This window comes from Herbaspirillum lusitanum, from assembly GCF_046025995.1.
Lineage (GTDB): Bacteria > Pseudomonadota > Gammaproteobacteria > Burkholderiales > Burkholderiaceae_D > Herbaspirillum > Herbaspirillum lusitanum_A.
In genome coordinates this window covers 1-25,475 of sequence record NZ_JAQQFM010000010.1, presented here as the reverse complement: position 1 = coordinate 25,475, position 25,475 = coordinate 1, and the positions used below count along the sequence as shown (strand labels likewise).

The 25,475-nt window shown below is 61.7% G+C and carries 19 protein-coding genes; 8 read left to right on the top strand and 11 right to left on the bottom strand.

Annotated features, from left to right (window positions below; translation table 11 throughout):
* Complete coding sequence (locus PQR62_RS21015; RefSeq protein ID WP_408159988.1) at positions 1-1,542, top strand: c-type cytochrome; 1,542 nt, start codon at positions 1-3, stop codon at positions 1,540-1,542.
* Between the two features lie 117 nt (positions 1,543-1,659).
* Here the strand turns inward: PQR62_RS21015 and PQR62_RS21010 are convergent, their stop codons facing one another.
* From PQR62_RS21010 to PQR62_RS20985, 6 genes are all read right to left on the bottom strand, one after another.
* Positions 1,660-2,595, bottom strand: a complete 936-nt coding sequence (locus PQR62_RS21010) for an omptin family outer membrane protease (protein ID WP_408159987.1) — start codon at positions 2,593-2,595, stop codon at positions 1,660-1,662.
* A gap of 244 nt (positions 2,596-2,839) precedes the next feature.
* Positions 2,840-3,277 carry a hypothetical protein gene (locus tag PQR62_RS21005; protein WP_408159986.1) on the bottom strand — a complete coding sequence of 146 codons (438 nt, stop codon included), beginning with the start codon at positions 3,275-3,277 and terminating at the stop codon, positions 2,840-2,842.
* A 249-nt stretch (positions 3,278-3,526) separates the two neighbouring features.
* Positions 3,527-4,261, bottom strand: coding sequence for a response regulator (locus PQR62_RS21000; protein ID WP_408159985.1), 735 nt, complete (start codon positions 4,259-4,261; stop codon positions 3,527-3,529).
* Between the two features lie 67 nt (positions 4,262-4,328).
* The gene (locus tag PQR62_RS20995; RefSeq protein ID WP_408159984.1) at positions 4,329-6,455 is read right to left on the bottom strand and encodes an ATP-binding protein; all 2,127 of its coding nucleotides are present in this window, start codon (positions 6,453-6,455) and stop codon (positions 4,329-4,331) included.
* Positions 6,456-6,966: 511 nt separating this feature from the next.
* Positions 6,967-7,380: a hypothetical protein gene (locus PQR62_RS20990; protein WP_408159983.1), complete on the bottom strand. Its 414-nt coding sequence runs from the start codon at positions 7,378-7,380 to the stop codon at positions 6,967-6,969.
* Positions 7,381-7,685: 305 nt separating this feature from the next.
* Entirely contained in the window at positions 7,686-8,756 is a 1,071-nt protein-coding gene (locus PQR62_RS20985; protein WP_408159982.1) for a hypothetical protein, read from the bottom strand.
* 499 nt (positions 8,757-9,255) lie between these two features.
* On the opposite strand from PQR62_RS20985, the gene PQR62_RS20980 reads away from it, so the two are divergent.
* The 3 genes from PQR62_RS20980 (at position 9,256) to PQR62_RS20970 (ending at position 13,405) form a co-directional block, all read left to right on the top strand.
* A complete protein-coding gene (locus PQR62_RS20980) occupies positions 9,256-9,774 on the top strand; it encodes a sigma-70 family RNA polymerase sigma factor (protein WP_408160122.1) in 519 nt (172 codons plus the stop codon).
* Positions 9,771-10,826, top strand: a complete 1,056-nt coding sequence (locus tag PQR62_RS20975; RefSeq protein ID WP_408159981.1) for a FecR family protein — start codon at positions 9,771-9,773, stop codon at positions 10,824-10,826. The genes PQR62_RS20980 and PQR62_RS20975 overlap by 4 nt, the downstream gene beginning before the upstream one ends.
* A 125-nt stretch (positions 10,827-10,951) precedes the next feature.
* On the top strand, positions 10,952-13,405 hold the full coding sequence (locus PQR62_RS20970; protein ID WP_408159980.1) for a TonB-dependent siderophore receptor: 2,454 nt from the start codon (positions 10,952-10,954) through the stop codon (positions 13,403-13,405).
* Between the two features lie 63 nt (positions 13,406-13,468).
* Here PQR62_RS20970 and PQR62_RS20965 read toward each other — a convergent pair whose 3' ends face one another.
* Genes PQR62_RS20965 through PQR62_RS20955 form a run of 3 tightly spaced genes read right to left on the bottom strand, consistent with a single transcriptional unit; the run spans position 13,469 to position 16,073 of the window.
* Positions 13,469-14,329 (bottom strand): isocitrate lyase/PEP mutase family protein, encoded by an 861-nt coding sequence (locus tag PQR62_RS20965; protein WP_408159979.1) that lies wholly within the window; start codon positions 14,327-14,329, stop codon positions 13,469-13,471.
* Between the two features lie 50 nt (positions 14,330-14,379).
* On the bottom strand, positions 14,380-15,129 hold the full coding sequence (locus tag PQR62_RS20960; protein WP_408159978.1) for an SDR family NAD(P)-dependent oxidoreductase: 750 nt from the start codon (positions 15,127-15,129) through the stop codon (positions 14,380-14,382).
* A gap of 8 nt (positions 15,130-15,137) precedes the next feature.
* Positions 15,138-16,073: an SMP-30/gluconolactonase/LRE family protein gene (locus tag PQR62_RS20955; protein WP_408159977.1), complete on the bottom strand. Its 936-nt coding sequence runs from the start codon at positions 16,071-16,073 to the stop codon at positions 15,138-15,140.
* A 169-nt stretch (positions 16,074-16,242) separates the two neighbouring features.
* Between PQR62_RS20955 and PQR62_RS20950 the strand changes: the two genes are divergently transcribed.
* Positions 16,243-17,613 carry an aminotransferase-like domain-containing protein gene (locus PQR62_RS20950; RefSeq protein ID WP_408159976.1) on the top strand — a complete coding sequence of 457 codons (1,371 nt, stop codon included), beginning with the start codon at positions 16,243-16,245 and terminating at the stop codon, positions 17,611-17,613.
* Positions 17,614-17,638: 25 nt separating this feature from the next.
* Here PQR62_RS20950 and PQR62_RS20945 read toward each other — a convergent pair whose 3' ends face one another.
* Positions 17,639-18,844 carry an ABC transporter substrate-binding protein gene (locus PQR62_RS20945; protein WP_408159975.1) on the bottom strand — a complete coding sequence of 402 codons (1,206 nt, stop codon included), beginning with the start codon at positions 18,842-18,844 and terminating at the stop codon, positions 17,639-17,641.
* A 568-nt stretch (positions 18,845-19,412) separates the two neighbouring features.
* On the opposite strand from PQR62_RS20945, the gene PQR62_RS20940 reads away from it, so the two are divergent.
* The gene (locus PQR62_RS20940) at positions 19,413-20,012 is read left to right on the top strand and encodes a LysE family translocator (RefSeq protein ID WP_408159974.1); all 600 of its coding nucleotides are present in this window, start codon (positions 19,413-19,415) and stop codon (positions 20,010-20,012) included.
* 85 nt (positions 20,013-20,097) lie between these two features.
* Here the strand turns inward: PQR62_RS20940 and PQR62_RS20935 are convergent, their stop codons facing one another.
* Entirely contained in the window at positions 20,098-21,726 is a 1,629-nt protein-coding gene (locus PQR62_RS20935; RefSeq protein WP_408159973.1) for a methyl-accepting chemotaxis protein, read from the bottom strand.
* Between the two features lie 492 nt (positions 21,727-22,218).
* Between PQR62_RS20935 and PQR62_RS20930 the strand changes: the two genes are divergently transcribed.
* Both PQR62_RS20930 and PQR62_RS20925 read left to right on the top strand, forming a co-directional pair.
* Entirely contained in the window at positions 22,219-23,010 is a 792-nt protein-coding gene (locus PQR62_RS20930; protein WP_408159972.1) for a substrate-binding periplasmic protein, read from the top strand.
* Between the two features lie 529 nt (positions 23,011-23,539).
* Positions 23,540-25,288 (top strand): methyl-accepting chemotaxis protein, encoded by a 1,749-nt coding sequence (locus tag PQR62_RS20925; protein WP_408159971.1) that lies wholly within the window; start codon positions 23,540-23,542, stop codon positions 25,286-25,288.
* The last annotated feature ends 187 nt before the right edge of the window (positions 25,289-25,475 follow it).

Genomic DNA, 25,475 nt, shown 5'->3' with positions numbered 1-25,475 from the left:
ATGAACGCTCATTCTTTCAGTCTGAAATCGATGCCGCCGGCCATGCGCAAGCTGCTCGGCGGCGCCTTGATGCTGGGTGCGCTGTTGCTCACGGCGTCCTCAGCCGCGCAGGCACAGGAACAGTCGCTGACCAAGCCGGAGGCGCCGGCGGCGGCCAATGCGGACAGCGGTGTAAAAGCCGGCGCAGACACGGCCAAGGCCGCCACGGCCGATATTGAAGCCGGCCGCTATCTGGCGATTGCCGCCGACTGCATGGCCTGCCACACGGCGCCGGCCGGCAAGCCTTACGCCGGCGGTTATGCCATCGAGTCGCCGCTGGGCACCATCTACGCCACCAACATCACGCCGTCCAAGACGGCCGGCATCGGCAATTACACCGAGGCCCAGTTCGCACGCGCCTTGCGCGAGGGCGTGCGCGCCGACGGCAGCCATCTGTATCCGGCCATGCCCTACACCAGCTACGCCATGCTGACCGACGGCGACGTGCACAAGCTATACAGCTACTTCATGAACGCGGTGGAGCCGGTCAACGAGCCGGCCAGCAGCCAGACCAGGCTGCCGTTTCCCTTCAATGTGCGGATGTCGATGCTGGGCTGGAACGCCATCTTCCTCGACAACAAGCGCTTCACGCCGGACGCCGCCAAGTCGCAGCAGATCAATCGCGGCGAATATCTGGCCAACGGCCTGGCGCATTGCAGCACCTGCCACACGCCGCGCAATTTCCTGATGGGTGAACAAGGCGGCGCCGCGCTGGCCGGCGCCGCGCTCGGGCCCTGGCATGCGCCCAACATCACCTCCGACCCGGTCAGCGGCGTCGGCGGCTGGAGCGATGCCGAGCTGGTGCAGTATCTGAAGACCGGCCATGCCGAAGGCAAGGGCCAGGCCGGCGGCGCGATGGCAGAAGCCGTCACCAACAGCTTCCAGCATTTGCGCGACGACGATATCGCCGCCATCGTGGCCTATCTGCGCACGGTGCCGCCAGTGCGCGACAGTGCGCAGACCAAACCGGCCTACAGCTACGGCAAGGCGGTCAGCGACGAAGCCGGCCTGCGCGGCATGAACGGGCCGAACGAGCACAACAGCCTCAACAGCGGCGCGGTGCTGTTCAGCGGCTATTGCGCCAGCTGCCACTCAGCCACCGGCGCCGGCAGCAGCGGCCAGGCGTATCCCTCGCTGTTCAACAACACCGCTACCGGCTCGCACAATCCGGCCAATCTGGTGGCGGCGATTCTGAACGGGGTGGAACGCAAGGTCGGCGACAAGGAAATCCTGATGCCGCGCTTCGACGAGAAGTCTTACGTCAATCCGCTCACCGACAAGCAGATCGCGCTGATCGCCAACTACGTGCTCAAGCAATACGGCAACCCCGATGTGCAGGTCAGCGAAGCCTATGTGGCGCAAGCCCGCAAGGGCGGCGAACAGCCCGCGCTGGCGCGTTTGCAGCCTTACATCCTGCCGGCCATCGCGGTCGCCGTGGTGCTGCTGTTGCTGATCGCGGGCGCGGTGCTGATGGTGCGCAGACGGCGTCGCGTGCCGTTCTGATGCGCTTGACTCGCTGATACGGCCTCACGCCGCGGCTGACATGAAGCCGCAGAAAAAGAGCCCGCTGCTGAAATCTCCGAAAGAAGATCCGGCAGCGGGCTTTTTCTTTTGCGCCGCTCAGAACCGGTACTTCACGCCCACCGTGATCGCGTAATTCTTGTTGTCCATGCCGGCCGCAGCGCCGTCATAGAAACTGGTGGCGCCGGTATTGCCGTTTCTCTCCACGGTGGGGCCGCGTCCTTGCAGGAACTTGTTCCACGACACCTCGGCGAACAGCTTGGCATTCGGCGTCAGGTGGTAGCCGGCATCCAGATTGATGCCGTAGTAGCGCGAATTGCGCGACTGGTCGGTGAAATCCAGATTACGCAAATGATGCGTATCGTGATCGTCGATCTGCACCCAGGGGCTGAACTTGAACAGCGCATTGAATTCCCAGTCCTGATGCCGATAACTGCCGGCCAGCCCGACATACGGCAGACGGAAGGACTGACGATAGCTGATGCCCGGCTGGCCATCCGGAAAATTGCCGGTCCTGGCGCCGTTCCAGTAAGAATAGCTGCCGCCGTAGGCCGTCCAGCTGAAATGTGTCTGCTGGTAACCCGCCACCACGCCGGCTTTGTATCCGGCCCGCTGGATCAGCCAGGCGGTCGCGCTCAGATCGATTTCATGCGCCGCATGCAAGCGCGTGTCCGGGCTGTAGGAGCGGTGGCTCCAGTCGCTCTGCCCCGGCACCATCCAGTCGAAATCATGCTGGGAGCTGGAACCCGGGGAGATTGCCGTCCACGCGCGCAGGTTGGCTGTCAGCCAGGAATTGAGCGGATAGGAAAGCGTCGCCTTCAGGATGGGGACGTTGCTGGCCTTCCAGTCGAGCTGGCTGATCTTTCTGCCGCTGCCGGCGTCGTAGACATATTCGCGCGACTCGGCCTGCATGCGGCCGACGCCGATTTCCACCGACAGGCCATCGGCCTTGTCCTGCTTCAATAAGGCTGTCGATTGCGCTGCCGCACCGAACGACAAACCCGCCAGCACACATGCCACCATCGCTCTTTTCATGATCCTGCTCCTTTTGCTTGTCTGCGCCGCCCGGCGCGATCCGGTTGATGCACCGCAGATGCCGGCGTTGCCGGCTGCGTGCCCACAAGGACAGATTGCGCGTGCGGCGTTGCGGGCAGATTTCAGATCGGGAGGCCTTCATTTCATTTGAAATGGCGCAGGCGAAAACCGCGCGCCAATAAAAAATGCCGCTCAGCGTCTGGCTGAACGGCATGGGCGCAGGCACATCTGCGGATGGCCAAACTTATTTTTTCAAGGCGGCGCGATAGCTCTTGATCTGTTGGGTCGCTTCCAGGAAGCGGAAATCCTGCACGGCCGACTCGAAGCTCAGATTCATCAGCTCATTTGCCCGCGCCATGCTGACTTTCTTCTTGTCGGTCACGGTGGTGGAGGAGAAGCTCTCCGAGTACAAATGCGCATCGTCCACCAGGCGCACGCTGGCCCAGCCGAAGGCAATGCCGGATGAGACCGAGGCCTGGCCGGTTACGCTCAGGCTCAAACCGTTATCGTGCAGCAGATCACAGATTTCCTCCGACGCCAGATGGCCTTTATGCAGACTCAGGATAGTCTGGATGACCTTTTTGTCGCCCACCAGATTGAGCTGGCAACTGGGATCGGCACTGGCGCTGGCAGAAAGGCCTGCGGCGAGCAGAAAGGCGATCAACATGGACAATATTTTCATCACGGCTCCAGTTCTGAAATGGTTTCGCTAAGGCTGACACGGGGGAGATGCTGCTCTCGCCGGCATCACCTGATCAATGATTCGGCATGGGATGAAGTTTGCACAGCCTGCGTTGCAGAGCGGTTGCACATCGCGGAAGAATTGTTTCAGCTGAAATATGCCCTCGTGCGGCAGAGCAGCCGCCGCAGAAAGGATGTCTGCGGCGGCTGCGAATCTTGCTCATCTACCGCGCCGGTGCTGTCCCGGGCCTCAGCCCCACAGCGTTTCGATCTCGGTGTCGAGGTAGTAACCGGCGCCGCGCTCGGTGCGCAGCAAGGTCGGATTCTTGGGATCGGCTTCCAGCTTGCGGCGCAGACGCAGAATCTGAACGTCGATGGCCCGGTCGTAGACGTCATCGAAGGCGCGCGTGCTTTCCAGCAGATGTTCGCGCGAGATGATGCGCCCGGGGGCGCTCAGAAACACCACGAGCAGGTTGAATTCGGCATTGGTCAGACTGACGTTGCGGCCGTCGGGTGCAGTCAGGCGGCGCGTGTTCAGGTTCAGGCCCCAGCCGCCGAACTGGTAGGCGCGCGGATGTTTGCCGCGCGTGACCGGGGTCTGCACGTTCTGGCTGGCGCGGCGCAGTACGGCGCGCATGCGGGCCAGCATCTCGCGCAGCGAAAACGGTTTGGTGACGTAGTCGTCGGCGCCCAGTTCCAGCCCCATCACCATGTCGGCCTCTTCCTTGCGGCCGGTGACGCAGATGATGGACATGGTGGTGTCCTGACGCCAGCGGCGCGCCAGATCGGCGCCGTCGCCGTCCGGCAGCCCGAGATCGAGCAGCACCAGATCATAGTTTTTGTCCTGTACCGCGGCGCTAGCCTCGGCGACCGTACCGGCGCTGTCGGCGTTGATGCCATGCCCGGCCAGATATTCGATCAACAATTGACGCATGGCTTGGTCGTCATCCACGACCAGGATTTTGGGCGATTGTGTGGCGCTCATCGTTTCTTCCGTTGTGCTGTTCTGTAATGCGCTTCCAGTATTGCTTCCCTTGTTGCTTCCCCTGTTTCTAGCGTGGCTGCGGCGCTTGCGCGCTGCGGCTTTCGCCTGCCGCCAGCGTCGCTATGATAGCGCGCCGCAGCGCTGCCCGGTCGAAGGGCTTGGCCAGCGCCGGCACCTGCAGCGTGGCCGCCAGTTGCATCAGTTGCGGACGCGCCGAACACAGCAGCGCCGGCATGCCCGGCCGCAGGGCGCGCACCTGCGCCAGCAAGGCATCGCCCTGCATTTGCGGCATGTCCAGATCGCTGATCAGCAAATCCACCGCCAGCGGCTCCAGCGCGAACTCTTGCAAGGCTTCTTGCGGATCGGCAAAGCCTATGGGTTCGAAGCCCATGGCGCTCAGCCATTCTTCACACAATTCGCGCTGGGCGCGGTCGTCGTCGACCACGAATACGCATTCGCCCTGCCCCGGCTGTTCTTGCGGCGCCGGCGGTTCGGGCGCGAAGCCTGGGGCCGGCTCCTGAGCCGGTTCGGCGATGTCTGTCGTTGCTACTACCGGCGCGACACTGCCGGCGGGCGCCGCCGGCAGCAACAGGCGGAACAAGGTCCCGGCCTCGCTGCTGCTGACCGCCACGCCGCCGTCATGCTCGGTGGCGATGCCGGCGACGATGGCCAGACCCAGCCCGGTGCCCTTGCCGCCGGGGCCGCTGCGCGTGGAAAAGAAGGGATCGAAGAGGCGCGACATGTGTTCCGGCGCGATGCCGCCGCCGTCGTCGGCCACATCCAGCCACAATGCCTGTTCCGATGGCAGCTCGCCGACCAGCAAGGCGTCGCCAGGTGCGCTGCCGGCATGCAGGCTGACAAGCACGCGCGAACGCGCGGCCTGGCTGGCGTTGCGCACCAGATTGAGCGCCACCCGCATGAGCTGGCCGGGATTGGCTTGCAGCACCAGCGCTTGCGGCGGCGGGACGAAATCGATGACGATGCCGGGAGCGCACAGCGGCCGCGCCAGCCGCACCGCCTCGTCCACCGCATCGCGCAGGTCGAACATGCTGCGCTGACGGTCGCCGCGCCGCGCGGCCAGCAGAATCTGCTCGGTCAGTTCGCGGCCGCGCGCCACCGCCGACATCACTTGCTGCAGCGGCGCGGCGGCCGGCGAAGCGGGGTCAATGCGATCCTGCGCCAGCTCGGCATAGCCGCCGGCGGCGCCCAGCACATTGTTGAAATCATGTGCGATGCCGCCGGCCATCAAGCCCAGCGATTCGAAACGCCGCATCTGCTCCATGCGCGCCGACAGCGCCTGGCGCTCACGCACGGCCACCGCGACGAAAAAGCCGAGCACGGCCAGACCGGCCAGATCGACTTGCAACCGCCAGGTGCTGTCCAGCCCGTCCTGCCGATAGGGGCCGAGTTCGTACAGCGTCATCAACACCGCCAGCACGGCCGACACGCTCATGGTCAAGGCCGCACTGCGCATGCCGCCGTAAAGCGCCGTGCCGACCAGCGCCAGCGACAGCAGCACGCGCAAGCTGGCTTCGGACCAATCAAAGACGATGCACGCCAGCAGGGAACACACCACCACCGCTACGCCGGCCAGCGAGACCCGTGCGCCGGTGCGTGCTGGCCCGCCGATTGCATCCAGCTGACGCGGCGGCTGCGACCAGGCCAGCAGCGCCGGCACCAGCACCAGAATCGCCAGGCCATTGCCGACCAGCAGGATGCGCCACTCACTGAGCCAGTCCCCCTGCAGGGCCGACGAGGCGAGCGTGGCGCCGGCGGCCGCGACCAGCGCGGTCACCGCCAGCGGCAGCAGCAAGAGAAAACGCGTCAGCTTGCGCAAGGTGTCGATCTGACCGTCGCGCGCCACCCAGCGTCGCCCGATCAGCACACACGCTGCGATCTCGATCACGTTGAGCAAGGCAAAGCCGGCATCGGTCTGCACCGGCAGCCAATCGAGGTCGCCGACGAACATCATCGCGATGAACACCGCCAGCAGATACGGTGCGCATTCACGCCAGGGCTTGCGCCACAGCAGCGCGATCACGAAGGTCGGCGCCGGCCAGGCGATCGGCGCCAGCGTGGTGCTTTGTTCGATGCTGGCGGCGGGGCTGGCCAGCATGTAGTAAAGGATGCCGACGACTAAGGCCGAGAACAGGGTGCGCGGCCAGTCGATGAGAGGCAGGTGAGCGTCAGGCATGGTGAGCTTGTTTGTTGAATTGTTTATCCGGCGCCGAACAAGTTTGCAAGGTCTGCCTTCCCGATTCAGGTTTCCTTGAAAATTATCGCTCATTACGGCCCTGCCCGCCTATGTGACGGGTGCGCATGACAAATCAAAAGGCCTTCGCAAGGAAGGCCGTTTTGACCATGTGCTTCGCCCTTGCTGGCTAGATGAAATTCAGCAGCTGGGAGAGAGCTTCGGTGGTGAAGAAGACGGCGGGGATCATGGTGTGCTCCGTTGAAAAGCAAGTTGATCGGATGAACAGATATAACGACTGATATACCAGCTGAGCGAAAGGCTTGGCTCTGGTGTTCAGCGCGGTATGGACATCATCCTGATCCCAGGCGCTTGCGGAATGATTGCAGAACGGCTTGTATTTGTTTCAACTGAAATGCGCGCCGGTAGCGAACCTCAGCACGAAAAAAAGCCGCATGAGCAGATCCACGCGGATCTGCCTGCGGCCAGGTCGGAGACATCCTGTTAAAGCTATTCAGATGTTTTCTGAAAGGGTGGGATTGATGGGATCGCCATTGTCGTCCTCGTCATCGTGATCGTCGCCGGCCAGATTCAGCTCTTTGCCGATCGCCTCATCGTCTATACCCGGGACATGGGCAAGACCGATGTTTTCTTCATCGAGCGCAAGCGGCTGATTGCGCTTTTCATCCTGCGCCAGACTGGGCTCGCGGTCAGCCGTATCGGTCTGGAGCGCGTCGGCGGCCGCATCGAAATTGTCAACGTTCTGCTGGCGGTCGGACGATAGATCCGCTCCGCCCTGCTGCTGGCCCGAATTCCCTGAACGCTGCTCTTGCTGAGCATTTCCCTGGCGCTGGCTCTGCTGTCCGGCACCCATCTGTTCCTGCGACGGTTCACGACCTGCTTGCGTCTGGTTTGGCTGGTTTTGCATTTTCAATCTCCTGAAGCTCGATCAAGGAAGAGCGCCTGCATGTCTGATCGTGAACACGATGGCGTTGCAGTCATCATGATCAATCAATGCAGCAACAGCTATCGGCGCAGCACTCATACGCCCGTGGGCGCCCGCCGTCAGCGGCGTCGGTCAATCATGTAAAAGCAGAAACCGGGCGGGAATAAAAAAAGCCGCGTCACCGGGACGCGGCTTTTATTTCAATGGAAGATCAGGATCAGCAAGATGATCAGGGGGATAGGCACCCCAAGCAACCAGAGCAAGATGGCAGGCATAGTGGACTCCTCTCAGGAAATGGTAGTGGATGCAGGTTCTGCATGAACGGGATGGCGCGAGGTGTAGACGACGCCATCACGCTGGCGGCCGCCGTAAGTCGCGGAGAAGCTGGCGATGAAAGCGCCGCACAGCAAGGCAACGAAGATCCAGGCGGCGGCGTAGGCGGCAGCCTTGCGTGCCTTGTCTGCAGCTTCCTTGGCCTTGGTGGTGGCGTCGTCGATGGCCTTCTTGTACGAGGCGAAGGTATCGCTGACACGCTTTTCAGCGTCGGCCTGGCTCATGCCGGTGCGCTTGGACAGCACCTGGGCGATATAGGCTTTGTCGCTATCCGGCAGTGCACCTGTACTCAGGGCGTTGCCGAAGATGCGTGTCACTTCGACCCGTTGCGCAGGCGGCACAGCATTGTCGCGGCCATCGGCCAAGGGAGCGGACGGCGCTGCGGCTGCGGGCGCCGGATCGCTGCCGGCAGCAACCGGGGCGGCGACCTGTCCGGTCGAACCGGTGGCAGGTGCCCGGAACAGCATGTCGACGAAGTAGCCGGAGACAGTGTCGGCCACGCCGGCAGCTGCATTCGGATTGGCGCTCGCACCGGCACCGGCGGCAGTTGCGCCGGCGGCTGTGGTCGCGACGATGGCACTACCGGCAGCGCCGGCAACGCGCGCACCACCAGAGATGACGCTGCCCACTGCGCTGCTGAGCAAGGCTGCGGTCGCCAGCGAGGCTACCGCCCAGGCCAGAAAACCGTGCGCCGTGTCGCGGAAATAGACTTCATGGGTATGCACGCCGGCCCATTTCACACGCAGGCGGCCTGCCATGTAACCGCCGATGGCGGAGGCGGCAATCTGGGTAAAGGTGAGCCACGCAACCGTCGAATAACCTATGGTTTGCGCCGTCACGCCTTCGCCGGACCACGGCGAGACCGCCGAGAATCCGAGACCGAAGCCAAGAATGACGAGGATGAATGAAAGGGCGGCGGCTGCAAATGCTCCAGCCAGAATTGCCCCCCAGGAAACGCCGGAGGAGCCTGATGCGATGGCCTCCGCTTCCACGGCGTTGTTGTCGTACACGGTGTGATTGATCATTTCTATTCCTTCTGTTTTCTGATCGGCCTTACGGTCGTAATAAGCCGCCCGTGGCGCGGGCCTGCGAATGAAATGCCTCTGATTTTCTTGTCATGTCCGGATTGCATGGACAGGCAAAATGTACCGACGCACCAAAATACGAGCCATAGGACGACGGCGTTACATTTCGTAGGACTTGCGGCAGGCATATGGGTAATGAGGCGGGCGGTATTGGCGGGACTGTTTCTTTTGACCTTGCTTATGACGCGGAGCATTAGCGACCGCAGCTGCCCTACGTCAGGCAAATCCGCCGATATGGCGGCGCCGATTGATGCAAGAGCACAGCCGCCGCGCCGGCGGCTGCATGCGCGTCAAGCAAATGAAGATTGCAAATTTCCGTTGTCCATCATTAAAATGAGAATAATTCTTATTAAATTGGATGGCGGGGGCCAAATTGTCCGTTCAACTCAGCGCACTTAGTCCAGACACAGCAGGCTTGCCGGCGACCGGGCCGGCGCGGCTGCAAGCCTGCCATCAGGCGGGTCTGCAATCGCTCTACACCGAACATCACGGCTGGCTGCATGCCTGGTTGCGCCACAAGCTGGGCAATTCCTTCGATGCGGCGGATCTGGCGCACGACACCTTCATCCGCGTGCTGGGCAAGCCGCGCGAACTGGCGACCTTGCGTGAACCGCGCGCCTGGCTGAGTTCGATTGCGCACGGCCTGGTGGTGGACAGGGTGCGGCGTCTGGAAGTGGAACGCGCCTGCATGGAGGCCATCGCCCAGTTGCCCGCGCCGGAGATGATGTCGCCGGAAGACCGGATGATGCTGACCGAAGCGCTGGTGGCCATCGACGCCATGCTCGACGGCCTCGGCGCCAGGGCGCGCCAGGCCTTTCTGCTCTCGCGGCTGGAAGACATGAGCTACGCCGAGATTGCGGCGCACATGGCGGTATCGCTGAGCAGCGTGGAAAAATACATGGCCGCCGCGATCCGGCATTGCTACACGATGCGCCGCGCCCTGCTGCAATCCCGATGAAGGCGCAGCTGCAAATGCCGACCACCGGCTTGCCCGAAATCCCGGAGCCCGTGCTGGATCAGGCCATCGCCTGGCTGGTCAGACTGCGTGCCGACAAGCCGGATGCGGTCGGCACGGTGGCGCTGCAGGCGCACATCGCCAGCTGGCGCGCGGCCGACCCGCTGCATGAGCTGGCCTGGCAGGAACTGCAGGCCGGCGAGCAAGGATTCGAGCAACTGGCGCCATTGCCCTTGTCATCGGCCCAGATTGCCGATGCGCTGGACGCGGTGCGCAACGGCAGCAAGCAGCAACTGAGCCGGCGCAAGGCTTTGCGCATGCTGACCCTGGGCGCCTCCGGCGTGGCGCTCGGCGCCGTTCTCGCGCAATACACCGGGGTGCTGGACGAGCTGGGTGAGTTGGCTAGGCTCAGCGCCGACTACGCCACCGGCACCGGCGAGCAGCGCGCAGTTGCGCTGGCCGATGGCACCCGCGTCCGGCTCAATTCCGACTCGGCCTTTAACGTGCGCTACGACGAGCAACGCCGTCTGCTGGTCTTGAAGCACGGTGAAATCTTCATCGACACCGGCAAGGATGCCGGCGCTGCGCACTACCGGCCATTCTGGACCCAGACCGCACATGCCAGTCTGCAGGCGCTGGGCACGCAATTCGTGGTGCGCCAGGAGCCCGGGGCCACGCATCTGACGGTGGTCGAGGGCCGCGTGGCGATCAATGTCGCCGGCCAACTGCAGGCGGTGGCCAAACCCGGCGACAGCTTCCTCATCGATTCCGGCGGGGCGGTCACACGCCAGGAGACCGGCGCGCTCAGCCTTGACCCGACCGGCTGGATCGACAATGCGCTGGTGGTAAAACAGATGCCGCTGGGCCAATTCGTGCAGGAGCTGGGGCGCTACCGGCGCGGCTGGCTGCGCTGCGATCCTGCGGTGGCCGGGCTGCTGGTGTCGGGCGTATTCCAGATCGACGACACCGATCAGGCGCTGGAGTCGCTGACGCGTTCGCTGCCCGTGAAAATCGCGCGCCGCACGCGTTACTGGGTCAGTCTGTCGCCGGCCTGATCAAAAATGGCGGCCCAAAGCGGCGCCTAAAACAAATCGCAAAAAAATATGCCACGGCTTTACGGGTTTCATGCAACTGCTTCGGCATACAGGTAACGACATCTGATGATTGAAGGAACGTTGCCATGCATCCCTCCCATTCCCGTCCGCGCGGCCATCGCCGTGCGTCCCCGTTGCTGCTGAAAACCTCGCTGGCGCTGCTGGTGCGCGGCGCCGTGCTCAGCATCGCCGCCACTGCGATGGCACCGAACGCCGCGCTGGCCCAGAGCCAGAATCCGGCGCCGGATCGCAAGCAGTTCGATGTTCCGGCAGGCCCGCTGGAAGATGCGCTGAACCGCTTCTCGCGCCAGGCCGGCATCACCTTGTCGTTTGCGCCGGCGCTGGCGCAGGGCCGGCAAGCGGCAGCGCTGCAGGGCAGCTATTCGATCGCGCAGGGCTTCGGCATCTTGCTGGCGGACAGCGGCCTGCGCGCGGAACGCGCCGGCAACGGCAGTTACAGCCTGCAGGCGCCGGCTACCGGCGTCGCGGCCGACGCCGGCGGCAGCTTGCCGAGCATCACGGTCGCGGGCAGCGGCGACCAGGAAACCCCATTCAGCGCGCTCAAGGGCTACGTCGGCAAACGCAGCGCCAGCGCCACCAAGACCGACACACCGCTGCTTGAAATCCCGCAATCGCTGTCCATCGTGACGCGCGACGAGATGGATGCGCGCGCCGCCACCAGCGTACTGGAAGTGCTGCGCTACATGCCGGGCGCCAATAGCGAAACCCACGGCGTCGATCCGCGCGGCTATGAATACTTCAATCTGCGCGGCTTCATCAACGCCCAGACCACCAGCAACTTTTTGAACGGATTGCGCCAGGTGCCGGGCGGCTTCGGCATGTTCCGCTCCGAACCCTACGGCCTGGAACGCATTGAAGTGCTGCGCGGCACCGGCTCGGTGATGTTCGGCCAGGGCGACCCCGGCGGCACCATCAATCGCGTCAGCAAGATCGCCGGCGCCGGTTCGGAGAACGAACTGATGGTGGACGTCGGGTCCTTCAACCGGCGTCAGGTGGCGGCCGATGTGAGCGGCAAATTCGACGAAGACGGCAAGCTGCAGGGACGCTTCGTCGGTCTGCTGCTCGACAGCGACACCCAGTTCGACTACGGCAACGGCCGCAACGGCAACAACGACCGCGTCTATCTGGCGCCATCGCTGAGCTGGCGCCCTGCGGCCGATACCTCGCTGACGCTGCTGGCCGATTACACCAACGATCGCAGCGGCAGCGGCCGCTGGACGGCGGTGCGGCCCGACGGCAGCCTGACGCACACGATGATCGGCGACCCGGATTTCGACAAACAGAATAACGAGCAGTGGTCGGTCGGCTACCTGTTCGAGCACAAGCTCAGCGACACCTGGACGCTGCGCCAGAACTTCCGCCAGGCCAATCTGAAGTCGACCTACGCGGCGGTCAATCCGGTCAGCCAGTCCGGCAACACCCTCACCCGCAATGCCACCGTCTACTACAGCCAGGTCGACAATACCTTGCTGGACAATCAGGCCCAGGCCCGATTCCGCTGGGGTCCGGCCGAGCACACCGTACTGCTCGGGCTGGACTGGCTGCGCATGAGCGACCGCGAACTGCGCTTCCGCGGCGCAGCACCCAGCCTCAACATCAGCAATCCGGTCTATGGCGGCATCGCCGCGCCCACCGTGTCATTCGGCAATCTGGATGAAACGCTGACCCAGACCGGGCTGTATGCGCAGGATCAGATCAAGTACAACAATCGCCTGATCCTCACGCTCAGCGGCCGCTACGACCGCGCCAAGGACACCACGCGCAACTACCTCACCAATACCCGGGTAGTGGCCGACGACTCGGCCTTGAGCGGGCGCATCGGCCTGACTTACATGATCACGCAGGAACTGGCGCCGTACGTCAGCTACAGCAATTCCTTCCTGCCGCAGGCCGGTTCGGATTTCAACGGCACGCCCTTCGAGCCGTCCAAGGCGAAGCAGTATGAGCTGGGCGTCAAATATCAGCCGGCCGACCAGAAAAGCATCTTCACCGCCGCGATATACGACCTGACCAAGACCAATGTCCTGACCTCGGACCCGCTGCATACCAACTTCTCGATCACCGCCGGCGAAGTGCAGTCGCGCGGTATCGAACTGGAAGCCAAGGGGGAGATTGTGCGCGGGCTGAACATCGCCGCGGCCTATACCTATACCAAGGTGGAGAACACCAAAAACAATACCGCCAACGTGCAAGGCAAGGCGCCGATACTGGTGCCCAGGCAGGCGGCGTCGATCTGGCTCGATTACACCGTGCAGCAGGGCGCACTGACCGGTGTCGGCATCGGCGGCGGCGCGCGCTACACCGGCCGCAACTATGCCAATACCACCAACACCGTGGAGAACGCGGCCAGCACCGTGTTCGACGCCGTGCTGCACTTCAGCAGCGGCCACTGGCGCTATGCCCTGAACGTCAGCAACATCACCAACAAGCAATACACGTCCTGCCTGGCGGAACCGACCCTGACCTGCTTCTGGGCGCCGGAACGCACGGCGATACTGAGCGCACGCTATCGGTGGTGAGGCCTGCGAGACGAAGCCGTCTGATCGACGGAGAGGCGGCGCAGCCTGTCCGTCGGCTCGCGCTTACACCGCGCCGTACTTGTCGATGTTTTTGTTGAAACGGTCGTAACTGATGGTCTGGTTGATCATGCCTTCGTCGAAGCAATACTCCTGCAGCTTGCTGGCATCGCGCCCTTTGTAGAAGGATTCGCAGACTTGACGCACGGCCTTGAAGGCGGCGAAGATCGTCAGCGGCCAATAGATGGACATGTTGGCGCCGGCGGCGGTTTCGGCATCGATGGAGTCCTGAAAATCAACGCTGGTCACGATCACCGGCCCCTTGATGCGCGCGCGGTACTCGGCCAGCGATGCAATTGCGCCCTTGAACACCAGGAAGCCGGCATCGGCGCCGGCGTCGAGATAGGCGTTGATGCGATCGATGGCATCTTCCGGGTCGTCCTTCAGATAGATGGCATCGGAACGGGCGATGATCAGAAAATTGGGATCCTTGCGCGCATCAACGCAAGCCCGGATGCGCTGACACATGGCCTCCTTCTCCAGCAGCACCGGCGGAAACTCGGTGTGTTTTCCGAACACCGTGTCTTCGATGTGAATGCCCGAGGTCCCGGCCGCTTCGAATTCATGCACGGTGCGCCAGATATTGGCGGAGTGGTACCAGCCGGTGTCGGCATCGCAGATGATGGGGAGATCGGTTTCCTTGGCGATGTCGCGCGCCAGCGGCAGCAAGTCCTGCATCTGCACCAGGCCGACGTCCGGCAGACCCTTGGTGGCGCCGGTCACGAAGCTGCCGGTGTACAGCACAGGGAAGCCGGTCTGCTCGATGATGCGTGCACTCAGCACATCGTAGGCGCCCATCACCGGCGTACATTCATTCTTGTTGTTGAGCAGTTCTCTCAGACGCACGCGCTTTTGGTACATATCCATTTTGCATTCCATTCACGTAAAAAATCAGCACATCGGCCGGCCCGCGCGCCTCAGCGCATGAACAGGCCGCCATTCACATCCAGAGTGGCGCCGGTGGCGTATTTGCTGTCCTCGCTGGCGAGAAACAAGGCGGCGGCACTGATGTCGTCCACTTCGCCGTAGCGACCCAGCGGAATACCTTTTTTGACTTCCGGCGAATAATTCAACACGTCGGTCATTGCCGTTTCTATGGTGCCCGGTGCAATGGCATTGACGTTGATGTTCCAGGCGCCGAGTTGCTTGGCGGTGGCCTTGGTCAGGCACAGCACCCCGGCCTTGGTGACCGAATAGGTGACCTCGGCGGCCACCCCGCCCACCTGCCCCGCCACCGACGCCATGTAGATGATCTTGCCGCTTTTTCTTCGCTTGGCGTGCGGAATGAATGAAGCGGTAGCGTAGACATAGCCCAGCAGATTGACGTCGATCACCTGTTGCCATTGTTCCGGCGTGATGTCTTCCAGCGGCTTGCCCGGCCGCACGATGCCGGCATTGCAGACCAGAATGTCGAGTTCACCGAATCGTGCGACCGCCTGCGCGATCATGTCGGCGTTGTCGGCAGCCGATCCGACGTCGGCGCGCAAGGCCAGCGCCTGCACTTCAAATTCGGCGGCGACTTCCTCGGCGGCCGATTGTGCGCCCGCCCGATCCAGATCGACGATGACCACGTTGGCGCCTTCGGCCGCAAAGCGCCGCGCGATACCGCGGCCGATGCCGCGCGCTGCGCCGGTGATGAGCGCAGTCTTTCCACTGAGTTTTTTCATGATGTGATTCACTTGAATTGATAAGGCTGGTGCGCCCTGGCGAAGCCCTCGGCGCTGAAAATCCACGAGCCGTTCTTGCCGACGGGATCGTTGGTGCAGATCAGCAGCTGATTGGTCTCGGGCACCAGCATCGGATGCGTGGTGAGCAGATGATGTCCCAGTTCACGGCCTGGCAGGAGAAACTGGCCGATGGGAAAACCGAGACGATTGAATGCCATCACGCGGCCCTGGTAATACATGGCGACATACAGATTGTCATCGCAATCGATGCTGCAGGAATCGGGGCCGTGATAACCGGTGAAGTGATACGGGACGCTGGTGCCGTAAGGCGCAATCGATTTACCGTCAGCCGTCAGATCGATGCGGTGCAGACGATTGGCGCTGGTCTCGGTCACCCACAGCGTGCGCTCGTCGACCGACAGAGCCACGCCATTGGGTCCGGCCATCTTTTCCATGATCGGCGTGACGACTTCATCAGCTGAGACGTGGTACACGCCGCCGGTCGGTTCGCATGAAGTGCCGACGAAATGCGTGAAATAGAAACCGCCGTCGGCGGCGAACACGATGTCGTCCACCACATAATCTTGCAGGATGGTGCGTTGCTGCGAGCCGTCCGGATTACAGATGAGCAGGCCGCCGCGCGTGAAGTCGCCGAGACAGGAAATGTAGAGCTGTCCGTTCTTGTGGATCTTGATGCTGGCCGGATTGCGGCCGGCGAGGCTGAACACCGTGGACAGCTTCATCGAGCGCGGATCGAGGCGGAATATGCTGCCGCCGAACACTTCGAGAAAATACAGATTGCCGTCGCGATCGAAACACAGACCTTCCAGCTGCAGCGTCTGATCCGATACCTTGAACCAGGGCGTGGCGATCTGTGTGGCCAGGCCACTTTCCGCAGGCGGAATCGGCACGGGAGAATTTTGTTCAGCGTATTGCATGGTCATTGAAGGTCTCCTTTTTTCACTTGTCGTTGTCCGCTGCCCGGATCCTCACGGATGACGGCGCGAAGTCAAATCGATGCACCAAGCATAGCTGGCAGCACCGGAGGGGAACTGGTACAGTCCCTGACTATTTTCCGGACTCCGAACCAGTCACATAACAGGTACAGTCAGCATGAGCATGGCGAACAGCAGCGGCTCGAAAATCGAACTCATCATGGACGGCGTGCTGAGCCGCGTGCGCAACGGCACGCTGCAGGCCGGCGATCGTTTGCGCTCCATCCGCGAAGAATCCGCCTTGCAGGGCGTGGCCAAAAACACCGTGGCGGAAGCCTATCTGCGGCTGGTCGCCCAGGGCGTGGTCACCACCCGCCCCGGCGCCGGTTACTACGTCTCCAGGACGCCGGCACAGATGAAATCGCCCAGCCTGCCGCTCATCGTCGAGGCCGCCAGGGGCGCTGAAATTCTGACCGAGCAGCTTGAGCAGCGCTTGCCGATCCGTCCCGGCGACGGTCGCCTGCCGCCCGACTGGCTGGACCCGGCGGAACTGCGGCGCTCGATCGCCCTGCCGCGCGTCGCCGCATCCAACTCCTACAACAGCGCATGGGGTTTCCTCCCGCTGCGCGAACACCTGTGCGGCGTGCTGGCCGAACGCGATATCCAGTGCCACCCCCATCAGGTGCTGATGACCTACGGCGGCAACCATGGCATGGACCTCATCATTCGCTGCTATGTGCGTCCGGGCGATGCCGTGCTGGTGGAAGAACCCGGCTATTACCCGCTGTTCTGGAAACTGACAGTGGCCGGCGCCAACATCATCGGCGTGCGCAGGCGGCATGACGGCCCCGATCTCGCCGATCTTGAAGAAAAAGTGCAAGCCAGCGGCGCCCGCATCTTCTTCACCCAATCGCTGGCCCACAATCCGGTCGGCGGTTCGATCACCGCCGGCAACGCCTATGGCGTGATGAAGATCGCCGAAGCCAACAATCTGCTGCTGGTCGAAGACGATCCTTTCGCCGACATTCTGCCGGCCACGGCGCCCAGACTGGCGGCGCTGGATCAGCTCAAGCGCGTGATCTATGTGGGATCGTTTTCAAAGACGCTGCCAGGCAGCTTCCGGGTCGGCTATATCGCGGCCTCGCCGGCTATCGCCGCCGAACTCAACGAGATGAAGGTGATCACCATCATCTCCACCTCGGCGCAGAACGAGCGACTGGTCTATTCACTGATTCAGGACGCCCGCTATCTCAAATATCTGCGCCGTCTGCGCGAACGCATTGCGCTTGCGACCTCGGAGACGGTGGCCGGACTTGAACAAGCCGGCTTCAGCGTGCCGCGTCCGCTGGGCGGCGGCTTCTATGTCTGGATCAGACTCAACGAGGCCATGCGCGCCGCCGACATCGCGGCGCAGGCGGCGCGCCTGGGCATCTTCGTTGCACCGCCTGATGCCTTCATGGTGTCGCCGACGCAAGAGCCGGGCATGCGCGTCAATGTCGCCTACGGTTCCAATCCCGAATTTCTCGCTTGGCTGGCCGGATATCGTTGAACTTGCTTGACCATCACCCTGCGCCTCATGGCTTCCTGGCCAGCGCGCATTTCGATTCGGACAAAGGAGTAAAGGCCGTCGCACCCGGAATGGTTGCCACCACCTTCAGGTAATCCCAGGCGCCCTTCGACTCTGCCGGCGTCTTGACTTCATACAGATGGAAGTCATGCACCATCTGGCCGTCGGCGCGGATTTCGCCTTTGGCATACATGTCATTGACACCCGCTGCGCGCATCTGCTTCATCACTTTCTGCGGCTCGTCGCTACCGGCGCTCTTGACCGCCTTGAGATAGTTCATGGTGGCCGAATAATCAGCCGCCTGCAGGCTGTTGGGCATCTTCTTCATCTTGGCGAAATAGCGCTTGGCGAAGGCGCGCGAGGCGTCGTCCTGATCCCAGTACCACGACTCGGAGAGCAGCAGACCCTGCGCATTCTTCAGCCCCAGACTTTCGACATTGTTCATGAACAGCAACAGGCCGGCGATCTTCATCGATTGCGTCAGACCAAACTCACGCGCGCCCTTGATGGCATTGATGGTGTCGCTGCCGGAAGAAGCCAGACCCAGCACATTGGCCTTGGACGACTGTGCCTGAACCAGGAAGGAGGAAAAGTCTTCGGTATTGATGGGATGGCGTACCCGGCCCAGCACCTTGCCGCCGTTCTCCAGAACGACCTTGGAGGCCTCGCCTTCCAGCGAATGGCCGAAGGTGTAGTCGCTGGTCAGGAAGTACCAGGACTTGCCGCCCTGCTTGACCGTGGCGCTGGTCAGTGCGCGCGCCACTGCAGTGGTGTTGTAGGCGTATTGCACGGTGTAGGGCGTGCACTCCTCGTTGGCAAACTGGGTGGCGCCGGCCGACACCACCAGAAACACGAACTTCTTGCTTTCCACCAGCTTGTTGACCGCCAGCATGGCAGCCGAATTGGCGCCGCCGACCACCATGTCCACGTGCTGCACATCGGCCCACTCGCGCACCTTGGCCGAGGCGATATCGGCCTTGTTCTGATGATCCGCCGACAGCACTTCGATCGGCTTGCCGTTGACCGACCCGCCAAAATCCGCAATCGCCATGCGCACAGCTTCCAGGCCGCCCGGACCGTCGTTGTCGGCAAACGGGCCGGACATGTCCGAAATGAAACCGATGCGCACCTTATCGTTCGACATCTGCGCATGGGCGGCGACCTGCCATACGGCACAGGTACAAACTGCAAACTGAAGCAAAACACGTTTCATGAGGCGTCCTTGAAGAAAATCATTTTGAGTATGGAAAACCGACGTGCTGGTCGCCGGTTGCAGCCGCTTGCAAGATGGCTGGCGCGCTGAGAGGTAAAGCGGGACAGAAGCTGCGGCATCGCGCGGCAAACCCGCCTGAAAGCAGCGGTTTTATCCGGCCGGGGGCTTGCAGGGCCGGTTCTGCGGTGAAATATTCAATCTGTCTCCTGTGCTCTGATCGCATGGCTGCGTGTGATTCTGCTCACACCGCAGCTCTGCCGTTTTTTGCCAAGCATAGCCCCCATCCGGCGCCGCAGGCTGGTACAGTAGCGCGGATTTTTTGAGATGCCGTACCAGATTGGCAACTGGCACGGTCTGAGAAACCAATCCGGGCGGCCTGAAAAAAGCAGACGCCTCGCAAGCACTCAATCCGGCTGCATGAATTGCAATGAATCATTGAGCTGCGCTGCAAACTGTTTCATCTGCCGGTATCCCCGTCGGGATTCGGATGGCAATGAGTGTGTGAATCGAACACTGCCGCACCGACATGAGTTAGTCTCCTGCCACAATAAATTTTTCAGCCATCGCCATGTCCTTCGACCTGCAATCCTTTGTCTTTTTACTCAGCGTCGCGCTGATTCTGCTCACGCCGGGGCCGACCAACACGCTGCTGGCGCTGGCCGGACTGGGACTCGGCGTGCGGCGCGCCCTGCCCTTGCTGGCGTTTGAGCTGGCCGGTTACTTCATCTCGATTTCACTGTGGGGCATTTTGCTGGCGCCGGTGCAGTTGCACTATCCGTGGATCGCCACGCTGGTCAGAATCGCCAGCAGCGCCTACCTCGCCTACACCGCCGTCATGGTCTGGCGCGACGCCCGCCTGCTGCAGACACCGCAGCAGAAAACCATCACGCCCGGAGTCCTGTTCGTGGCCACGCTGCTCAATCCCAAGGGCTTGCTGTTTGCGCTGGTGATCTTTCCGGCACATACCTTCGAGGCCATGCACAGTTATGCGTTGGCCATGCTCTCGTTCGCCTGCCTGCTGGTGCCGATCGGCGCTTGCTGGATAGGTCTGGGTCATGCCTTGAACCACAAGCGTCTGAGCTTCATCAGCCCGCGCAAGATTCAGCAGCTGAGTTCAGTGGCGCTGGGCATGTTCTCGGCGTTCATCGCCTGGGCGGCCTTTCGCTGAGCCTGGCGGATCGCCTCCGTCAATGAAAAACGGCCGCTCATGGAGCGGCCGTTTTAACATTGAAATTACGCTGCGGTGTTGCAAATCAGGCCAGCTTTCGCATGCCGCCGCCGTAGCTGACGGCGTGACGCTCGGGCGCGATATCGATCACCACACTGCCGCGCTCTTCTTCCAGTCTGAAGATGGCCACGATGCGGGCCAGCATTTCGGCTTCGTCCATCATCGATTTGGCGGCGGCGGCGGCCTGTTCGACCAGCGCGGAATTCTGCTGGGTCGACTCGTCCATCTGCGCGATCGCAAGGCTGACCTGGCCGATGCCGTCGCTCTGCTCCTGACTGGCGGCGGAGATTTCCGACACCACATCCGTCACGCGCTTCACGCTGTTGACGATGTCGGACATGGTGGCGCCGGCCTGACCGACCAGCTGGCTGCCGCTTTCCACCTTGGCGACCGAGTCGCTGATGAGTATCTTGATTTCTTTGGCGGCGGCGGCCGAGCGCTGCGCCAGGCTGCGCACTTCGGAAGCGACCACCGCGAAGCCGCGGCCCTGTTCACCGGCGCGCGCGGCTTCCACTGCCGCGTTCAGGGCCAGAATATTGGTCTGGAAGGCGATGCCGTCGATCACGCCGATGATGTCCACGATCTTGCGCGAAGAATCATTGATGCCGCCCATGGTCTCCACCACCTGATTGACCACGCTGCCGCCCTGCAAGGCAACGTCGGAGGCCGAGGCTGCCAGTTGATTGGCTTGCAGGGCATTGTCGGCGTTCTGCTTGACGGTTGACGTCAGCTGCTCCATGGCGCTGGCAGTCTCGGCAATCGCGCTGGCTTGCTGCGCGGTGCGGCCGGACAGATCCATGTTGCCCTTGGCGATTTCAGATGATGCTGTTTCGATGGTAATGGTGCCGTGGCGCACCTGACGCACGATAGACGACAGATTGTCGCGCATGGTCTTGATCGCAAACAGCAGGCTGGACTGATCGCCGGCGCCGGTCTTCACATCGGCCGACAGATTGCCTTCGGCGATCTGCTGGGCGATGTCGGCGGCATAGGCCGGCTCACCACCGAGCTGCTTGAGCAGGCTGCGCGTGTTGATGACGGCCACGGCGATGGAGATCAGCACCACGATGCCGGCCAGCGTCAGAAGGAAAGCGCGGGCTTCCTGCGAAGTTTGTTCTGCATCGAGCATGGCCTTGGTGTCCTCGGCCGCAACCTGGCTCAACAGGGTGTTGATATCAATCACGATCTGGCGCCGCAGCGGGCTGCATTCGTTCACCAGAAAATCTCTGTATTCGTCCATCTTGCCGGCTTCGCGATAGTGGCGCGGGCGCTTGAGTTCGTCGGCCATCTGCAGCAAGCCCTTGCGGGCTTTATCGAAGTCCTTGTCACCGGCAAAACGCGGCTCAAGTTTCTTCAGCACGTCCAGATAAATCGCCTTCTGCTCATCCACGATTTTGAGTTCCTTCTGGGCATCGGCATCGTTCTTGAAGATGTAGGCGTTGCGCGCTGCCAGGCCGGTCTGATCAAGCGCTTCACGGGCGACATAGAGCGGATCCAGTTTTTCATTCTGCACAGCCTCGCCGACGCGCATGGCGCGGGTCAGTGAAGAGAGGCTGAACAGCGAAATCGCCACCAGCACCGCCATCAGGACAACCAGGCTGCCGAAGCTCAGACTGAGCTTCGTTCCGATTTTCAGATTTTTAAAGAAGCTCATGAGATTCTCCTTTGAGGGACGCGCAGCTATGCGAGTCGAGCTTAGGTTTTACGGTCAGTAAAAGTCACGTTGTAGTTAAGTTCCGTACGTTATTTATTGCTACGAGGGGACAGCCATACAACAGGAATGTATTCGCATACGAGCCGAGTATTGGTCAGCTGTGTGCGTTTGCATATCAGGAAATCCCTCATAAAGCTGAGCTTGGCTAGAAAAACAGCGAGAAAATACGAGTGAATAATGCGATTCATGGCCTGACGGAAATACATGCCGATGTGGAACACATCAGATGTGTGCTCAGCGCCGCCCGTATTTGCAACACCTGCACCAGCTCATCAAAGTCGTTTGTGGAATCGGGCTGGTCGCCGCCTGAGCTTTGTCGTAAGCTAATCTCAAGAATCTTCGAAGATGCGATCATCAAATGTCGATGACAAGCATCCGGGCCTTGCTAAGGCGAGGTCACCAAAACGAGAATCCTAGGTTCCGGGAGGAGAGATGAAACGATGGATATTCTTTCTGCTGGCGGCCGCATCGCTGCCGGCTCATTCAGGCGAATGCAACAAGCTCGTCATTTCAGCAGATTCCGACTATGCACCGCTGCACTGGTATGACGGCAAGAAACTCACCGGCGCCAGCATCGATATCGCCACCAGCGCGCTGACCGCGCTCGGCATTCCTTTTCAGGTGCGCTATGTCGGCCCGTTCTCGCGCGTATTGCAGGAAGTCCGCAGCGGTGAAGTCGATATGGTCACCACCCTCAAGATCACACCCGAGCGCAAGCAATACATGAGCTTCAGCACGGTGCCGGTCTTCACCAATCCGATTGCGGTGTTTGTCGCCAGAGACAAGAGCTTTGTCTACGAGAACTGGAAAAGCCTGGCCGGCAGGAAAGGCGGCATCACCATGGGCAACCAGTTCGGCAACGGCTTCGATGAATATCTCTTGAGCGATCTGAACGTCGAGTCTGCGCAAAAAATCAGCATCAATTTCGCCAAGCTGCAATCGGGCGCGCTCGACTATCTGGTCACCGGCTATTACAGCGGCCTGGTGTATCTGCTGCAGTCCAAGCAGGCCGACCGCTTCATGCCGCTGACGCCGTATGTCACCGAGACCGACAATTTCATCGCCATCAGCAAGAAGAGCCCCTGTCTCAAATATCTGCCGCGCCTCAACGCGCAGCTGGAAAGCATGCGCCAGACAGGAGAGCTGGCGGCCATCCTCGAACAATACGCCGACGTGCTGAAGGCCAGGTACCGCGCATCGGCCAATGCGACTGCGGCGGATTGAGTTGCGACATATTGCTCCCAAGGCATTGCCGCATGTCTTTACAAGATTAAATCTGCGTCAAGCGCCGGGGCCTTGCGCCCGCCGAACTGCACACATACCGCGCGCTGTTTGTGTGGTCGGCCTGCAAACATTGCGATTCGCTCCGCTCTGCCTGTATGCCTTGCCAGACCTCAGGGCCCGGGCGCTCGCGGTCGCTGTGCCGATGTCGGATCCTGCGTTAAAAGTGACGCCATCCACGCCACTCTTCTGCCATTTCCGCTTCCGAAACAATTGACCAGGAGATAAGGGGCAAGGCCAAATCCAAAATGATTTCGGTGTTTCCCTAAAGAATCTCTTTTCATATGCCGTTACCCAGTAAGCAAATAGTGTCCGCGCCTACTTTCAACAACACCTGGACTTGACGCTTCGCCAATATTTTTGCAGGACCTCTTCCGGCTGAGGTTCTGAACATCTGCGCTTGTCCACACAACGATGCTGTTTGCTAGCCGGTTCGGGTTGATTCCCTCTCTCCACTGAAAGCAAACAAAAAATGTCCCTCAAGAATTTATCCATCAAGGCACAGCTGGCGATTGCGATCGCCGTGCTGTCCATCCTCCTCATTGCGATCGGCGCAGCCGGTCTGCTCGGCATGTCGGCCGCCGTCAAGATCAATCGCGAGCTGATCGAAGAACGTCTGCCCAAGACAATCGCCGCCGATAACATGCTGATCTGGATCGCGCGCCAGCGCACCTCGCTGGATCAGGCGGCGCTGACCACTGACCCGGCCTGGGCCGAACGCATGTACAAGACCGAAGGCGACAGCCGCAAGGAAGCCATGGATGCGTGGGCCGCCTACAAGGCGCTGCCGCAGACCGAAGAAGCCAAGGTCTTCGTGAACAAGGTATCGGAAGGCGTGGACAAGGTGCAGCAATCGATCACCAATTTCGCCACCGCCATCAAGGGCGGCGACCGCCAGACCATCGCCGATGCGGCCAGAGCGCTTGGCACCGCCTACACCGCGATGCAGGGCGACGGCAAGGCGCTCAACAAATACGAATCGGAGCAGGCTGAGAAGAGCCTGCACAGCTCCACCCTCCTGTATGAAAGCTCGCGCAACATCTCGATTGCCGCCATCGTGATCGGCCTGCTGGTGGCGCTGTACAGCTGGCTGTCGCTGCGCAAGGCCATCGCCGAGCCGATCTCGCGCGCACTCGCCCATTTCGACGCCATCGCCCAGGGCGATCTGACGCAGCCGGTGCATGTGCACTCCAAAAATGAAATGGGTCAGCTGCTGGCCGGCTTGTCCAACATGCAAAACAATCTGACCAACACCGTACGCGCCGTGCGTACCGGCAGCGAAGCGATCGCCACCGCCACGCGTGAAATCTCATCGGGCAATCTGGATCTGTCTTCGCGCACTGAAGAACAAGCCGCCTCCCTGGAAGAAACCGCATCCAGCATGGAAGAACTGACCAGCACCGTCAAACACAATGCCGACAATGCCCGCCAGGCCTCGACGCTGGCGGTGAACGCCTCGACCATTGCGGCCGACGGCAATGAGGTGGTCAGCAAGGTGGTCACCACCATGGATGAAATCCGCGACAGTTCGACCAAGATCACCGAGATCGTCGGCATCATCGACGGCATCGCCTTCCAGACCAACATCCTGGCGCTCAACGCAGCGGTGGAAGCAGCACGCGCCGGTGAGCAGGGCCGCGGCTTCGCCGTGGTGGCATCGGAAGTGCGCGCGCTGGCGCAACGCTCTTCCAGCGCCGCCAAGGAAATCAAGACTTTGATCATGCACTCGGTGGATCGCGTGCAGGTCGGCTCGCAACTGGCCGGTCAGGCCGGCACCACCATGGGCGACATCATCAGCGCCGTGCAGCGCGTGACCGACATCATGGGTGAGATTTCATCGGCCTCGAGCGAGCAGAGCGCAGGCATCGATCAGGTTTCGCGTGCGGTGTCGCAGATGGATGAAGCGACCCAGCAAAACGCCGCGCTGGTGGAAGAAGCCAGCGCCGCCGCCAAATCGCTGGAAATGCAGGCGCAGAATCTGAAGCAGGAAGTCTCGATCTTCAAGATCGGCGACGCAGCGGTATCGCACGCCGGTATTGCTGCTGCAGCGCCGATCCGGACCGCCGCGGCAAAACCTGTAGCAACGGCCAAGCCGCTGGCTGCGCGCGCGCCTGCGGTCAAAGCCGCTCAGGCTTTGCCGCCGGTCGCCAGCGCCAAGAAGCCGGCAGCACGCGGCTCGGTGCATGCCGCCGGCAGCGACGATGAATGGGAAACCTTTTAATTTCGTCCTGTACTGAAACCCGCCCGGTGCCATGCCGGGCAGCTTGCTGGTGCTGCTCAATGGCGCCGCACCGCAGGAACAGGCAAGAAAAAAACGGCGCTTCAAAGAAGCGCCGTTTTCATTTCCAATTGCAGTTTCAATCCTGCCGCCAGCCGATCACATATTCGAATAGTTAGGCCCGCCGCCC